The sequence below is a fragment of the Thiomicrospira cyclica ALM1 genome (assembly GCF_000214825.1).
GTDB classification, from domain to species: domain Bacteria; phylum Pseudomonadota; class Gammaproteobacteria; order Thiomicrospirales; family Thiomicrospiraceae; genus Thiomicrospira; species Thiomicrospira cyclica.
Map to the genome: position 1 here is coordinate 492,560 of NC_015581.1, position 14,876 is coordinate 507,435.

The following is a 14,876-nucleotide window of genomic DNA, read 5'->3' on the forward strand; positions in this document are numbered from 1 at the left end:
TCCGCATTGACCTTGTAACGCTTGACTAATTTCATTGTAACGAAATTAATTATTAACATTTATAATTGTTTTTATGTTTTTGATAGATTTTATTTATTGGTAAGGCGGCGAAGTTGATTGAATCGTTTTTCTACGATAGCGGTTAGTTGAATAAACTTTACTCTGAGTTTATGGTTAAATAATGCCATATTTAATAAAGAAGGTTTTAGGAATAATGCACGCAGAAGCCAAATGGTTAAAAGACTATCAGCCGCCCGTCTTTGAGGTTATGGACCTGAAGCTCCGCTTTGAATTAGCACCGACATCAACTGTTGTTACCAACAGTCTGTGTTGTCAGCTTGCCAATGGGCAGGTATTAAGCGATATGCTGTTGGACGGAGAGTGCCTGACACTGGTTTCAATTCGTTTGAATGATCAGTTATTGGCGTCTTCCGATTACAGGGTAACCGACACGCAACTGATTATCCATCAAGCTACATTAGCTCAAGCGGTGGCTCCTTATCAACTGGACATTGTTACTGAGATTAATCCTCAGGCGAATACGGCGTTGGAAGGTTTGTATTTATCTTCGGGTCGTTTTTGTACTCAGTGTGAAGCGGAGGGTTTTCGCAAAATCACCTATTTCTTCGATCGCCCCGATGTGCTCACAACCTATCAAACGACCGTGATTGCTGACAAAGCCAAGTATCCTACTTTATTGGCTAACGGTAATTTGGTATCACAAACGGATCTGCCTGATGGCCGCCATCAAGCCGTTTGGGTCGATCCCCATAAAAAACCCTGTTATTTATTTGCGTTGGTCGCGGGTGAGTTTGGTTGCTTAACCGACCATTACACCACCGCAGAAGGCCGTGAGGTATTGCTGGAAATCTATACCGAGCCGCGTCATTTAGCGAAGTGTCGCCATGCGATGGATTCGTTGATTGCCTCGATGAAATGGGATGAGCAGCGCTTTGGACTAAGTTACGACTTGGATCGTTATATGATTGTGGCGGTTGACGACTTTAATATGGGCGCGATGGAAAATAAGGGCTTGAATGTGTTTAATTCCAAGTTCGTGTTAGCCGATGCCGACTCAGCAACGGATATTGATTCTGAAGGGGTTGAAGCGGTTATTGCGCATGAGTATTTCCATAACTGGACCGGTAACCGCGTAACCTGTCGTGATTGGTTTCAATTAACGCTGAAAGAAGGTCTTACGGTGTTTCGGGATCAAGAGTTTACGGCGGATATGTTATCAGCACCGGTCAAACGTATTGAGGATGTGCGTCGATTACGTAGTCATCAATTTGCTGAAGATGCCGGGCCGATGGCGCACCCGATTCAGCCACAGTCTTATATTGAAATGAATAATTTCTATACCTTAACCGTCTACGAAAAGGGCGCCGAAGTGGTGCGTTTGTACCAAACCCTATTAGGGCGAGATGGGTTTAGAAAAGGTATGGATCTGTATTTCCAGCGCCATGATGGTCAGGCCGTGACCGTTGATGATTTTAGGCTAGCGATGACCGATGCCAACGGTCGAAACCTAACCCAAATGCAGGCCTGGTACCAGCAAGCAGGCACTCCGAAGGTTGCGGTAAAAATAACTTATCAACCCGAGCAGCAGGCCTGGTTATTAGACTTTGAACAGCACAATCCCAAAGCCCCAAAAGCAGATCCGTTACTGATTCCCATCAAGTTAGCGGCGTTTGATGGGCAAGGCCGGGCCTGGTCTTTGGCGACGTGTGCTAATGACGATGCGGCGCTTACCCAGGTGGCGGGTGAATGGGTGTATCTGTTAACCGAAGCGACACAAACATTACGTGTTACTGGGGCACCCGCCGATTTGGTCTGGTCACTACTGCGCGATTTTAGTGCTCCGGTGATATTGGACTATGCTATGACGCCCGCTGATCGCTTGCATCTAGCCAAGTTTGATACGGATCCGTTTAATCGTTGGGAGATGGTTCAGCAGTTGTTATTGGCCGACTTAATTAGCCAGGTTCAGCAGCACGAAGCTCACCAGCTGGATTCTCAGCAGGTCAGACCGGCGGAAGCGGTAGTCACGGTTTTAAAAACCTTATTAACGGAAGCCATAACCGATTCGACCCGCACGGATGTGGATTGGGCTTGGTATGGTTATGCCTTGAGCTTGCCTGATATCGGTTATGTGATTGAACAATTTGAGCCCGTACCGATTGCGACGTTACTTCAGGTATATCCTGCTTATCAGCGTGCCTTGGGTGTCGCCTTAGCCGATTTGTGGCAACAAACTTATCACACTCAGACGGCACAGCTATCTACTGATTATGCCTACAACGCGCAGGCGATAGGTCGGCGGTTGCTTAAAAATCGGGCATTGCAGGCCTGGTTAGCCAGTGGTGATGCCGCCGCGGTAACAGCTGCTCAAGCGCAATATCAACGCCAAGCGCACATGACTGATGTTTCTGCCAGTCTGCAAGGCCTCATGCAGTGGCATGAAGCCGAGTCTGAGCCCTTAATGCAGGACTTTTATCAGCGCTGGGCTGATCAACCCTTAGTGTTGGATAAGTGGTTTGCTTGGCAGGCGGGCTATGGAAAAGTCCAGGGATTATCCGGGGTGCAACGTTTGCTCGAGCATCCGGCGTTTTCCTGGACGAATCCAAATCGGGTCCGCAGTGTGTTGGGAAGTTTTGCGCGCCTTAACTTGGCGCTGTTTCATCAAACGGATGGAGCGGGTTATCAATGGTTGGCCGATCAGGTGCTGCGCTTGGATGCCATCAACCCACAAGTGGCGGCGCGAATGGTCGTTCCTTTAATTCAGTGGCGACGCTACCAACCGCAACAGCAAGCACAGATGCGGCAGGTCTTGCAGGACTTGCATACCAAGATTGCCTCGAAAGATGTGTTTGAAATTGTTAGTAAAGCGCTGGAGAAATAGCATCATGCAAAGAGGCTGGTGGCGTTTTATGCTATTAGCTGTGAGCTCAGTATGGGTGCTGTCAGTAGCCCAAGCCGCATCAAATGATGACTTAACCCATATATCAACCAGGCCTGCAGTTACCTTAGATGAATCACGTTTGCAAAGCGTGGACTATGAAATTGCCCTACTTCGTGCTGAAATTAGCTTGCGACAAGGCAATCGTGATGCTTTTTTGCAGGCTTATCTTCGGTTGCAAGCCCTACCATCTTTGGCTGAGTTTGAACTGCGCTGGCAATGGTTGACGGAGCAAGCACAGCGATTAAACTGGCTTAACCAGAAATCGTCAACACGCCTTAGTCAGGCAGGACGAGCGGGTCAAGCGGGATTTGCAAAAGCGGCGACGGCGGATCATATTACACTTGCCGCGCCGTTAAGTGGTGATCTGTCACCTGCTGGATTGGCATTGCAACAAGTGTTTTTAAAGCATTACACTCACAAATATTTGACGTTTATTGATACAAGCCTGTTGTCCACGGCCCACTTAATCTCGACGATTGAAGCAAACCGACCCGACCTATTAGTTTTGTTGGAACGTCTCGAGCGCACGATACAGCTTGCTGAGCACTTTTATGAGTTACCGACTATTCTGTTTCATCCGGGTAACCTTCTTGACCCTGCGTTTCAGCGAGTTTTACATCCTACCTATCAGCAACAGGCGCTGGCGCTTAAACCCTGGCTAGATAGACATGATGCACGACAAATTACTTGGTTACAGTGGCACAATGCATCATCGTTATTGTTGCGGCGTCTTAACCATCAGTTAGATAGGGATTTAGCACCGTCACTGGTAGAGTCGAATTCGCAGCTTAATGATCTGGTGGCGCAACGCTTTGGCCAACAAGAAAGTTTGGCGCGCCAGAATTGGCTGGCACGGATTATTGAGCAACCACTAACTGGCATAGGTCGCAGTCGCCAGGATCAAGCCGTCGTTGTATTTTATGGTCCGATAGAACAAGCCATGTTATTGCGGCCTTTACTAGAATACCATCAACAGGATATTCCTATCTTATGGTTGCCCTCAGAGCTTCCTGATCCGAATTTTTTTAACCTAAGTTTGGCGCGATGGCAGGACACGCTCGCATTATTTCCTAGTCATTTTTTGGCCGATTTGTCGCAAAATACAGGGTTGACTTCAGAAGATGGCTTGTTTTTTGCATTAGGAGAGGTGATGGTAGAGCTGATTCGGCGTTCTGCTAATCCTCTGCCTGATCAGTTTGATACGGTCTATGGGCAAGTAATGGTCAGCGAACGGGGCGAGTTTCATTTAGAGCAGCAGTGGTATCGCCTGCAGAGGGGTTTGGAACCGTCTTACTGACGTCCGCCAACTACGCTAATTTTTATCCGTTGCAAAGCTGGGCAGGGACTTGGCGATGCGTTTCCAGTTGAGTGGTTGAAGGGCCGGCAATCCTTGGCGCCATATCATGGGCCGTTCGCCCATAACAAGCGGTCTTAAATAAGCCAAGCCAGCATCGGTTATATCCATGCCATCGTCGCTAATATAGTCATCAGGTACGCGTAATTCTAATTCAGCGACATCGGCCAGTGGATAGCTTTTAAAGCGCCAAGTAAACGGCTGATCTTGTACTTTTTCGATAATCGGTAATACGCCGTGCTCGCCTTGTTGTGCGGCGTGAACAGCTGCCGCACCAGCCTCGTAAGCCATTTGCCAATCTGTCGCAGATACACATAATGCCGAAGAACGCTGTAAGTAGTCTGGGTTCGCACTGTGTGTTTTTACCTGAAGAGCTTGTTCCACTAGCTGGGCGAGCTTTTGGGCAACACCACCAAATTGGCGATAAACTTTCCCGTGCGCATGTTCTTCGCGAGCAACAGACAAACACTGCCCCTCGGTATCACAAAGTCCCTCTGATGCCATGCATACACAATAGCCGTGCTTATCAATTAGCTGAGAAACTTTATGTAAGAAGCGTTGTTCATTGAAGGCACGCTCTGCGGGCAAAATAATCAGCGGTAAGTCGGCTATAACATCCTTAACCAGGCCTGCTGAAAGAGCGAGCCAGCCCACATTGCGCCCCATTGCTTCCATAACAAAAAACTTAGTTGAGCTGGCTGACATCGATTGGATGTCTAGCGTTGCTTGTAGAAAGTGACTGGCAAGGAATTTGGCGGCACTGCCAAAGCCGGGGCTGCAGTAGCTCATGGCTAGATCGTTATCTATAGTTTTTGCTACGCCAATACAGCGAAGTGGATAACCTTTCGACTGGCAATAGTCAGCGACTTTTTGTGCGGTCAGCATGGATCCATTGCCGCCGTTGTAAAAAAATGTGCCAATATCGTAATAGCTAAAAATTTGCAGTAGGCGTTCGTATTGATCGGGACGTTTTTCTAGCGTATCCAAATCAAAGCGACAGGCTTGAAATGCACCGCCAGGTAGACACTTAAGACGTTCTAGTTCGGCATCGTTTATTTGAGTTAAATCGACCAACTCTTCATCTAATAAACCTTGAATGCCATTGATCGCCGCATAGATGCGTGGCGTATTGTATTGGCGTAAGGTTTCGATAACGCCCGCCGCGCTGACATTTATGACGGCAGTCACGCCACCGGCTTGGGCGTAAAGGGCATTGTGCATAAGCAATCCTTTTCGTTTATGGATTAGGGTTGGTTAATAGAAGTTTAGGGTGAAGGGGCTGAGTTTTATTATCAATTCGTAAATGGAGCTGCCCTTGCATAAATTGCTGAAGCATTTTCCCAAGTATTAAATACCGCCAGCCCTGATTCAGTTGTGAGGGTTGGTTTAGCAACAGCGCGGTTAATTCCTGTTTATTGGCCAGGTTGGGTAGATGAATCCCTTGCTCTTGCGCGACCTGTTGACTAATGGCCTGCAAAATAGCCAGTAGGGTTTGTTGTTCTGATGTTAAAGGTTTTTGAGGTGCAAGGCTTGGCCAGGTGTCTGGGTTTTGAAGAGTGTTATCGACAATTTGGATAAGGCTTTCACCATGGTGACGGATCAGCTCACCATCAAATTGGTTCAATTTATACAGATCCTGTACTTCGCGAACGGGGCGCTTGGCCAACTGGAGAATCGCATCATCAGAGATAATCCATTTGCGTGGTTGATTGCTCGATACGGCTTGCGTTTCCCGCCAAGCAGTTATGTGTTTTAGTAAGGCACTTTGTTTCGGTGATAAACCGGACGAAAATTTAATGCGTAACCAGGCTTGATCCGGGTTAATCCGATAGAGTTCGGGGTTGCTTATCGCATCAAAGTCGGCTTCTAGGGCTTGACGCTGAGTGGGTGAGAGTTGCCGAATAATTTTGGGATAGGCTTGTGCCAAAAACCAAACATCTGCCGCCGCATAGGCTAATTGTTCTGGGTTTAGGGGACGGTCTAACCAGGGTGTTCTGGCCTGGTCCTTGTTCAGTTTTTCTTGGCAGAGCTCTTCAACGAGTCGTGCATAGCCTACTTGATCACCAAGACCTAAAAAAACACCAGCGAGCTGGGTATCGAAAATGGGTGATGGCATCCGATCAGCTTGTTGATATAACACTTCAAGATCTTGGCGCGCGGCATGGAAAACTTTCAGAATGGTTTGATTGGCCAACAGTGCCCATAGATTGTCTAAATTACTAATCGATAAAGGATCAATTAAGTAAACATCAAGAGTGGGAGTGGCAATTTGTACCATCGCCAGCTGCGCAAAAAAAGTATCTTGACGCATAAACTCGGTATCCACAGCAAGCCATTTGTGCTGTTGTAGTTGGTTGCAAAGGCTATTAAGGCCTTGGTCATCAGTAATGAGCTGGAAATTCATTCGTGTTCTTTTTTAAATATTATGAAATGATTCTATCAACTTTAGTTATATAAACCTAAGAATTATCTATTATAAGTTTTGCATCATTATTTGCTATTGTATAACTGTGGTAGAACTTTATACCCCTCAATCTACATCGCTAAAAAGCTTGTTGTATAGGGTTTTTCAGAGGGTTGTATTTGTGATTTACAAAATCGACAAAGGAGGCAATCATGTCTGGTCATACTCAAACTTATGGACATCTATCTACTGACGAACATGTCCATGATCATGTCACCGAACAAGGTGAACATATCATTTCTACTGATGCTAAGGTGTCTGATATTGGGCGTTGGCTAAAACGCGGCTGGCAAGATATGGCAGAAATGCCAGGAATATCATTTTTCTATGGCGCTATTATGGCACTATCGGTCGTACTTGTTTATTTTTCTTTCCGTAATAATCCGATTCACATGTTTACGATTGCAACGGTATTTGTGATGCTGTCACCTTTCCTTGCAACCGGTTTATATTATGCTGCTAAACAATTGGAGGAAGGTAACAAACCCAAGTTACTAGATTCCATGGTGTCGTGGAAGTCAAATGCGGGTGATATTGGATTCTACGCCGCCGTGTTAGGCGTTATTACCGCAGCTTGGGCTATCTTTACTCCACTTCTTGCCGCGATCGTTGCACAGTCGCATGGCTTGTTAATTGTTGACCCATCATTGGGCCTCATGGGGTTTGTATTATCTGAAGCTGGCGTAAAATTCATGGCATATTTTGTGGTTTTGGCTGTTGCGCTAACCGCATTTGTTTTCACTATTAGTGTAGTTACTATTCCGCTGTTGATGAAAGATAAAAACATTGGTGCGGTACAGGCAATGATTCTTAGCTTCCAAATCTCAATGGAAAATAAATTTGTGATGGCGGTATGGGCATCGGTTATTGCTGTGCTAATTGCAATAGCTATTTTTTCACTAGGTTTGGGGATGTTAATTGTCATGCCACTTTTAGGCTACGCTAGTTGGCATGCTTTTACCGATCTCGTGAAAATAGTACCTGCCTCGCAAGAATAATAAAATCACTCTCCATTATTTAACTCAGCCTTGTGCTGAGTTTTTTTATTTAGGAAGCCCTCAACCGTTATAATGTTTGGACAATGAGGAGTAGCTATGCGCGTTCATATTTTAGGTATTGCGGGAACATTTATGGGCGGTGTTGCGCAATTAGCGCAGGCGCTGGGACATGAGGTAAGCGGTTCAGATAAAGCTATTTATCCCCCTATGAGTGATCAGTTGTCAGCAGCAGGCATTAGGGTAATGGATTTAGATGATCTCAGTTTTCTAGATCAAGATGTTGATCTTGTTGTTATTGGTAATGCGATGACCCGAGGCATGCTGGCGGTAGAGGCAACTCTTAATCGACACCAGGCGTATTGTTCGGGACCCGAGTGGTTATCCAGATATTTATTAAAGGACCGTTGGGTGCTGGGTGTGGCCGGAACTCATGGCAAAACAAGTACTTCAGCGATGTTGGCGTGGATTTTAGAGTCAGCAGGCCTGGCGCCAGGTTTTTTGATTGGTGGTGTACCAGAAAATTTTGGCCAGTCTGCTCGTTTAGGTTCAGCACCTTTTTTTGTTGTTGAGGCTGATGAATACGATACGGCGTTTTTTGATAAACGCTCAAAATTCGTCCATTATCATCCTAGAACACTTGTATTGAATAATTTGGAATTTGATCATGCTGACATTTTTAGTGATTTGGCGGCCATTCAAACGCAGTTCCATCACTTGATTCGAACCGTACCTAGTAATGGTCTAGTAGTGATGCCTGCTGATGAACCTGCGTTGGACACGGTGCTTGATCGAGGCTGTTGGACACAGGTCTGTCGTCATAGTTCTTTGCAATCTACCCCCAATGCACATTGGCATTATGTTCTTATTGAGCCAGATGCGAGTGTATTTGAAGTCTGGTTTAAGGAGCGTCTGCAAGGAGTAGTGCGTTGGTCGCTTAGCGGTGAACATAATGCGCGTAATGGCATGAGTGCTATTGTCGCTGCTCAGCATGCAGGCGTTCCAGTTGCGCAAGCGATTGAGGCTTTAGCCGGCTTTAAAGGGGTTAAACGCCGAATGACGCACCTTGCAAGTATGGCAGATATCAATTTATACGATGATTTTGCTCATCATCCAACGGCCATCGCTACGACCTTAGTTGGGCAGAAAGCTAAAATAACGGCCGCGCCATCACCGCGGCGATTGGTGGCGGTCTGTGAGCCGCGTTCTAATACGATGCGAATGGGTGTATTCAGTGAGCAGTTGGTATCCGCATTTGATGCGGCCGATAAGGTTATGCTGTATATCGACCCGAAATGGGGCTGGGATCTGCCTGAGTCAGCTCGTTTTAAACGTCATATTCAAATATTTTCAAGTTACGAAGCCCTTTATGACGGATTAATGTCTCAGCTTAAAAAGGGCGATGACGTGGTCTTTATGAGCAACGGGAGTTTTGCCGGATTGCCAACTAAGGTTACCAAAGGTCTAAAACAGACCATGAAAGAACTTGGTGTTGTACATTAAAATTTATCAAGAGTAATTACAGATGATTGTATTTCGTACTTCACACCACGCCGATGTCAAGATGTTTGATGACTTAGCTAAGTTTGCCATTAATAAAATGGGTGCAAGTGACGCACTGCCAAGCGCTTTGTCAGGTGAACTGCTTGCTGAGAGTTGCGAAAAACTAAGACTAGCCCGTGAGCAGGCGCAAAAAACGGCCGCAACTTGGGGAGAAGATGGTGTGGCTTTGGCGGTTCGATTAGCGCCTTTAGAAGCCTTGCTTGCTTATGCGGTTGCTAGTAACCAATCAGTGATGTGGGAGAGCACAGCTTGGTAAAAGGTGTAAAAATAAACAGTGTTCTAATGGCACTGAGCCTCGCGGGATTCGTTAATCCAACGAGTTGGGCTTTCGGTGATGAAGCCGCCGCCTTAGCCGAGTGGCAGGCGTTTTTAAATCAGCAAACCGAACTCGTTACCCGAACTAAGCTGAATGCTGATTATGTTCCGGGGTCAATAACGGTATTGCATGGCGAAACCTTGGTGATGAATGGTGCTCGCATCCTTGCTGACGCTTTGGCACTGGCGCCTAATTTTGATATGCAAATTAATCTGTTGGGACAGCGTGTCATAGTCATGCGTGGTGTGGGTGCGGCTTTTTCGAATTCCAGCGTGAAGGTGATGCTGGACGGGGTTAATACGGTGCACGCCAGCCAGGGGTTTGCGCAAACTTTGTTACATATGCCCATTGAGCAGATTGAGCGTATCGAGATTATTCGCGGTGCCGCGACGGTAGTGCACGGTGATGATGCGGTTGCCGGGGTAATTAACATCATTACACATGATAGTGCGCAAGCGCATTTAGCAACGGGCTCGAAGGGTTATCGTTCAGCGAGCATCACTCAAGGCAGCGAGTTTGGCAGTGGGCGTTTGCGGTTAAATTTGAGTGCATGGGGGCATGGGGCAACCGGTGTGCGAGCAGAAGGTGATGCGGTGACGGTATCTGGTTTTGAGCAATACTCTTCGGCACCAGGACGAGTCAATAACCAACGCGCTTTTGAGCAGCTTCAACTGGGTTGGCATAATGAAACAACCCAGCTAAACTTTGCCTATAATCGCTTGCGTACCGGTGATTTTTATGGCGTGATTGAGTTTTTACCGCCAAGTAGTGATCGCTATGCGCAGAATTATGAAGATTATTTGATACGTTTAAACCACGAAGAATCAGTAACACCCAATCTAAGAAGTGTGACGCAATTGTCGCTTGGGCAGCTGAGTTACGAATTGGATACGCTTTATGTGCCAAAAACTTTTATTGGTACTGACTTTGACGACGCGTCAGCTCGAGGTTTTAGTGATTTCATTTATCGCCAAACCTATTTAAACCAAGTCCGTGAACAGCAAGTTCAACTGGAGCAACAGTTTGTTTATGATGTGAGTGATACGCATCGTTTGTTGTTAGGTTTTGACGTTCGTTGGGTTGAAATCACCCATGCCAATGCGAAGGGTATTCAGAATAAAGATCAAGATGCCCATGAAAATGTTAGAGCTCGCCTTGGTTCAACAGGCGATAGGCATTATCGCCTAGCAATGTTTTTGCAAGATGAGTGGCGTATTTCACCAACCTTTACACTAACTTCAGGGCTGCGCTTGCAACAGCAGTGGCTGAACTATACTGATCGTTCAAAGGATAATGACAAGATGACCAACCCCTGGCAGGAGTTAGAGGTTAGACAGGTCACCCCAAAGTTGGCTGCCGTTTGGCAAGTCGCACCCAGTCATATTTTAAAAGCACAGTTTAGTCAAAGTCATGTGACACCACCGATTGGCCAAGTTACCTATGTCGGTAATTTAGCTAATACGGCGATTCGGCCAGAGGCGGCTAAAACAGATCATTATGAACTGGGTTATATTTATGCTGGTCCTGTTCATACACAGCGGATAACCTTTTATCATTCCGAGTTTGATCAGTTGACCCATGGTACCAATTATTTTCATTACTTCAGACCTTTAAGCGCAAGTGGTTTTGGCCAGGAGGATTATCCAGGTATGAGACAAATTCGGGCGAGGGGCATTGAGTGGGATAGTGACTTCCGCTTTGGCTATCGTTGGCGAGGTTTTGCGAGTGTCAGTTTTAATCACACGGATGATTTAGCAGGCAACGCCGTGGTGGGTTCAAGACCATACCTTGGCAACTTAGGTTTGGATTATCGACTTAGTGATGCGATTCACTTAGCAGGCAATGTGTCTTATGGCGGAGCGATGGCAATAGAGCCTTATGATGATCGTGAACGTTTTGCAAGCTATTGGGTATGGAATTTAGCCGCAAATTATAATTTACCGAAAACAGGCTGGCGGGCACGTTTTGTGGTGAACAACCTAACAGATGTGGCGGTCGCCAGCCCTTCGCCGATTAATATTGACTTGAGCGGTTTAGCAGAAAAACCAACCGCACCTTATGCGGCTGGTTATTTAAGCCCTGGCCGCCAATTTACTTTGAGTTTGGACTATCAGTTTTAAGCACTAACCAAGCCGCACTAATCAGCAGGCCTACTTGTATCCATATATAGGATAGGTTCTGGACGGCGGTTTGACCCGCCGCCTGCCACTCCAAATAAGCAGCAACAGCAACCAACGCAACGGCAATCGCGCGCCGACGTTGTTGCTTGGCTTGATTCTCCAAGGCTTGCTCTAAACGTGCAATTTGGCCAGAATGTAATTCTAATTGGCCATGTGCGGCTTTGTTTAACACTGAATGCACTAGGCCTGGTAGTTGCGGCGCATTTTCAATCCAGAAGGGTAGGTTACGCTTGGTGTTTTTTAGCAAGCTCTTGAGGCCGACACGCTCTTGCATCCAATCTTCTAAGAAGGGTTTAGCGGTATCCCATAAATCCAGCTCATCATCCAATTGACGGCCTAAGCCTTCAATATTAAGCAGGGTTTTTTGCAATAACACCAATTGCGGTTGTACTTCCATGCCAAAGCGGCGCGCGGTTTGGAACAGACGCATTAAGAATAATCCAAATGAAATCTCTTTCAGCGGTCGATCCCAAATCGGTTCACATACGGCACGGATCGCCGATTCGAGTTCGTTAACACGGGTATCTTTTGGTACCCACTCGGATTCAATATGTAGCTCCGACACGCGCAAGTAATCACGGTTAAAGAAGGCTAAAAAGTTCTCCGCTAAATAACGCTGATCTTCCGGCGTGAGCGTACCCATAATGCCAAAGTCAATCGCGGCATAACGGCCATCGGGTAGCACAAAAATATTGCCTGGATGCATATCGGCGTGAAAAAAGTTGTGTTTAAACACCTGAGTAAAGAAGATTGTCACGCCTTTAGCAGAGAGGTCAGTGAGATCGATGCCTTGTTCAATTAATTTTTCAGTTTCAGAAATGCGCGTACCGTAAATACGCTCCATAGTTATGACGTTTTCATTGGTGTGAGACCAATAGATTTCCGGCACATAAAGTAGGTCTGAGCCTTCAAAATTGCGTTTAAGTTGCGCGGCATTGGCGGCTTCTCGCATCATGTCCATTTCATCAAGGATGGTTTTTTCAAACTCACCAACCACCTCGGTTGGGTGTAAACGGCGACTTTCCTTGACGGCTAACTCTAACAAACGCGCTAGAGTAAACATAATCGACACGTCTTGCTCAATCACTGGTTTAATATCCGGGCGCACGACTTTAATCACGACCTCTTCACCGCTATGCAAACGCGCGGCGTGAACTTGAGCCATCGACGCAGAGGCCATCGGTGTTGCTTCAAATTCGGCATAGGCTTCTTTGATTGAGCGTTTGAGGCCCTTTTCAATAATTTGGCGCGAATGGGTTTCGTCAAACGGTGGGCAATCGTCTTGCAGTTTAGTCAGCTCGACCGAGATGTCTTCCGGCAACAGGTCTTTACGCGTTGACAGGGCTTGACCCAGCTTAATGAAAATAGGTCCGAGCTCTTCCAGCGCTAAACGTAAACGCACACCGCGCTCCCCAGTATGGCGCGGACGCCAGTTCCAGGGTAAGAGAATACGGTTTAGCCATACGAGTGCCTGATATTTACTTTGGCTTAATACCATGTCATCAAGACGATAATGGGTGACTATACGGTTAATTTTTATTAAACGGACGATTTGTTTGATGAGGTTCATAATCGAGAGTCTTTAGATCTGATGGGTGGCGTTAAGGAGATTGGATAGTCTTGCTTCAACTGCCGTGACACGACTCTCCAGTTCGCAAATGGCTTGGCCATGAGCACTTAGCTCCGCTTGACTCGGTACAAGATTCAGTTCATAGCGGATATATTCGTTGAGTATTTGGCTGAAGTCTTGTTGGCGCTGGTCCGAAGACTGCGCAAACTGGGCTTTGGCATCACGAATTCGATAGGCGATTTGAAAAGCGATAGGATCGCCAATAAGCTTCGCTAAATCCTCTTCCCAGTCTCTATGTGCGCGCTGGGTCATTAGAATTTCCAGCCACGATGTAGGGCGACAATGCCACCGGTCATATTTACATAGGTTGCGCGATCAAAGCCGGCGGTCACCATCATAGTTTTGAGGGTTTCCTGATCAGGGTGCATTCTAATCGACTCGGCTAGGTATTGGTAGCTGGCTTCGTCTTTCGCAATTAATTTGCCCATCTTGGGAAGGATATTAAAAGAGTAGATATCATAAGCCTGGCTCAGTAGCGGGTTATGCACTTTGGAAAACTCTAAAATCAGCGCTTGACCACCGGGTTTTAGCACCCGATAAATTTCGGCGAGGGCTTGCTCTTTATGGGTCACATTTCGCAATCCGAAGGCCATTGTGACCACATCAAAGTGATTATCAGGAAAGCTGAGCGCTTCGGCATTAGCAACATTAAATTTAACCTGCGCACCGACGCCGGCATCAATCAAGCGATCGCGACCTACTCGTAACATGGATTCGTTGATGTCGGCGAGTACGACCGTGCCGTCTTTACCCACTTTTTTTGCCATGGCAAGACTTAAATCGCCTGTGCCACCAGCTAGATCAAGCACTGTCATGCCCGGACGAATCCCGCTCAGCGCCATGGTTTGCTGTTTCCACAAGCGATGAATGCCCATCGACATCACATCGTTCATAACATCATAGTTTTTGGCAACCGAGTCGAATACCCCTTTAACTTTTTTAACCTTCTCTTGGAGGGGCACTTGGCTAAAGCCAAAGTCGATGGTTTCACGAGTATCTTTAGCGCTCATTTTCCTGCTTCCTTTTTAAGTCGGGTTAAATCAGGGTGGCTATGGCCGGCACGCATCAAGCGCCGCAAATAATCGACCCAGCAAGCCTGGTAATTTTCGCCAAGATCATACAAACGTTCCCAGGTGTAAATACCACTGTCGTGGCCATCATCAAAGTGGAGGCGAATCGCGTAGTTTCCAACCGGGCTGATGGCTTCAATCGCCACATCCTGTTTATCTAACTGCAGTTTTTCTTGTCCTGGCGCGTGTCCTGTGACCTCTGCCGATTGCGAATAGACTCGCAAAAATTCCGCGGTGTAGATGAAGCTTTGATCATCATCAAAGACTATTTCTAATTTACGCGACACTTGATGGAGTTTGATTTCAACCGGTATAGCTGTGGTCATAAACTGTCCTCGCAAG

General features: G+C 46.6%; 12 protein-coding genes. 6 read left to right on the forward strand and 6 right to left on the reverse strand.

Features of this window, described 5'->3' with window-relative positions:
• Positions 1–214: 214 nt before the first annotated feature.
• Positions 215–2,902, forward strand: a complete 2,688-nt coding sequence (pepN, locus tag THICY_RS01825) for an aminopeptidase N (RefSeq protein WP_013834912.1) — start codon at positions 215–217, stop codon at positions 2,900–2,902.
• A 4-nt stretch (positions 2,903–2,906) separates the two neighbouring features.
• The gene (locus THICY_RS01830; protein ID WP_013834913.1) at positions 2,907–4,259 is read left to right on the forward strand and encodes a hypothetical protein; all 1,353 of its coding nucleotides are present in this window, start codon (positions 2,907–2,909) and stop codon (positions 4,257–4,259) included.
• 15 nt (positions 4,260–4,274) lie between these two features.
• Here the strand turns inward: THICY_RS01830 and THICY_RS01835 are convergent, their stop codons facing one another.
• Positions 4,275–5,537, reverse strand: coding sequence for a 6-phosphofructokinase (locus THICY_RS01835; protein WP_013834914.1), 1,263 nt, complete (start codon positions 5,535–5,537; stop codon positions 4,275–4,277).
• A gap of 16 nt (positions 5,538–5,553) precedes the next feature.
• Positions 5,554–6,720 carry a ribonuclease D gene (gene rnd, locus THICY_RS01840; RefSeq protein ID WP_013834915.1) on the reverse strand — a complete coding sequence of 389 codons (1,167 nt, stop codon included), beginning with the start codon at positions 6,718–6,720 and terminating at the stop codon, positions 5,554–5,556.
• A 212-nt stretch (positions 6,721–6,932) separates the two neighbouring features.
• Here rnd and THICY_RS01845 point away from each other — a divergent pair, with 212 nt between their 5' ends.
• The 4 genes from THICY_RS01845 to THICY_RS01860 all read left to right on the forward strand — a co-directional run bounded on the left by THICY_RS01845 (position 6,933) and on the right by THICY_RS01860 (position 11,774).
• The gene (locus THICY_RS01845; protein WP_013834916.1) at positions 6,933–7,778 is read left to right on the forward strand and encodes a DUF2189 domain-containing protein; all 846 of its coding nucleotides are present in this window, start codon (positions 6,933–6,935) and stop codon (positions 7,776–7,778) included.
• A 96-nt stretch (positions 7,779–7,874) separates the two neighbouring features.
• Positions 7,875–9,278 carry a UDP-N-acetylmuramate:L-alanyl-gamma-D-glutamyl-meso-diaminopimelate ligase gene (gene mpl, locus THICY_RS01850; RefSeq protein WP_013834917.1) on the forward strand — a complete coding sequence of 468 codons (1,404 nt, stop codon included), beginning with the start codon at positions 7,875–7,877 and terminating at the stop codon, positions 9,276–9,278.
• Between the two features lie 22 nt (positions 9,279–9,300).
• Complete coding sequence (locus THICY_RS01855; RefSeq protein WP_013834918.1) at positions 9,301–9,594, forward strand: DUF1840 family protein; 294 nt, start codon at positions 9,301–9,303, stop codon at positions 9,592–9,594.
• A 26-nt stretch (positions 9,595–9,620) separates the two neighbouring features.
• The gene (locus THICY_RS01860; protein WP_157862706.1) at positions 9,621–11,774 is read left to right on the forward strand and encodes a TonB-dependent receptor; all 2,154 of its coding nucleotides are present in this window, start codon (positions 9,621–9,623) and stop codon (positions 11,772–11,774) included.
• Here the strand turns inward: THICY_RS01860 and ubiB are convergent.
• The 4 genes from ubiB to THICY_RS01880 are packed head-to-tail and all read right to left on the reverse strand — an operon-like array spanning position 11,746 to position 14,860.
• Positions 11,746–13,404: a ubiquinone biosynthesis regulatory protein kinase UbiB gene (gene ubiB / locus THICY_RS01865; protein WP_013834920.1), complete on the reverse strand. Its 1,659-nt coding sequence runs from the start codon at positions 13,402–13,404 to the stop codon at positions 11,746–11,748. The genes THICY_RS01860 and ubiB overlap by 29 nt on opposite strands.
• A 12-nt stretch (positions 13,405–13,416) precedes the next feature.
• A complete protein-coding gene (locus tag THICY_RS01870; RefSeq protein ID WP_041435269.1) occupies positions 13,417–13,716 on the reverse strand; it encodes a hypothetical protein in 300 nt (99 codons plus the stop codon).
• Positions 13,716–14,474, reverse strand: coding sequence for a bifunctional demethylmenaquinone methyltransferase/2-methoxy-6-polyprenyl-1,4-benzoquinol methylase UbiE (ubiE, locus tag THICY_RS01875; RefSeq protein ID WP_013834921.1), 759 nt, complete (start codon positions 14,472–14,474; stop codon positions 13,716–13,718). The genes THICY_RS01870 and ubiE overlap by 1 nt, the downstream gene beginning before the upstream one ends.
• A complete protein-coding gene (locus tag THICY_RS01880; protein WP_013834922.1) occupies positions 14,471–14,860 on the reverse strand; it encodes a gamma-butyrobetaine hydroxylase-like domain-containing protein in 390 nt (129 codons plus the stop codon). Before THICY_RS01880 ends, ubiE begins: the two co-directional genes overlap by 4 nt.
• Positions 14,861–14,876: the final 16 nt, after the last annotated feature.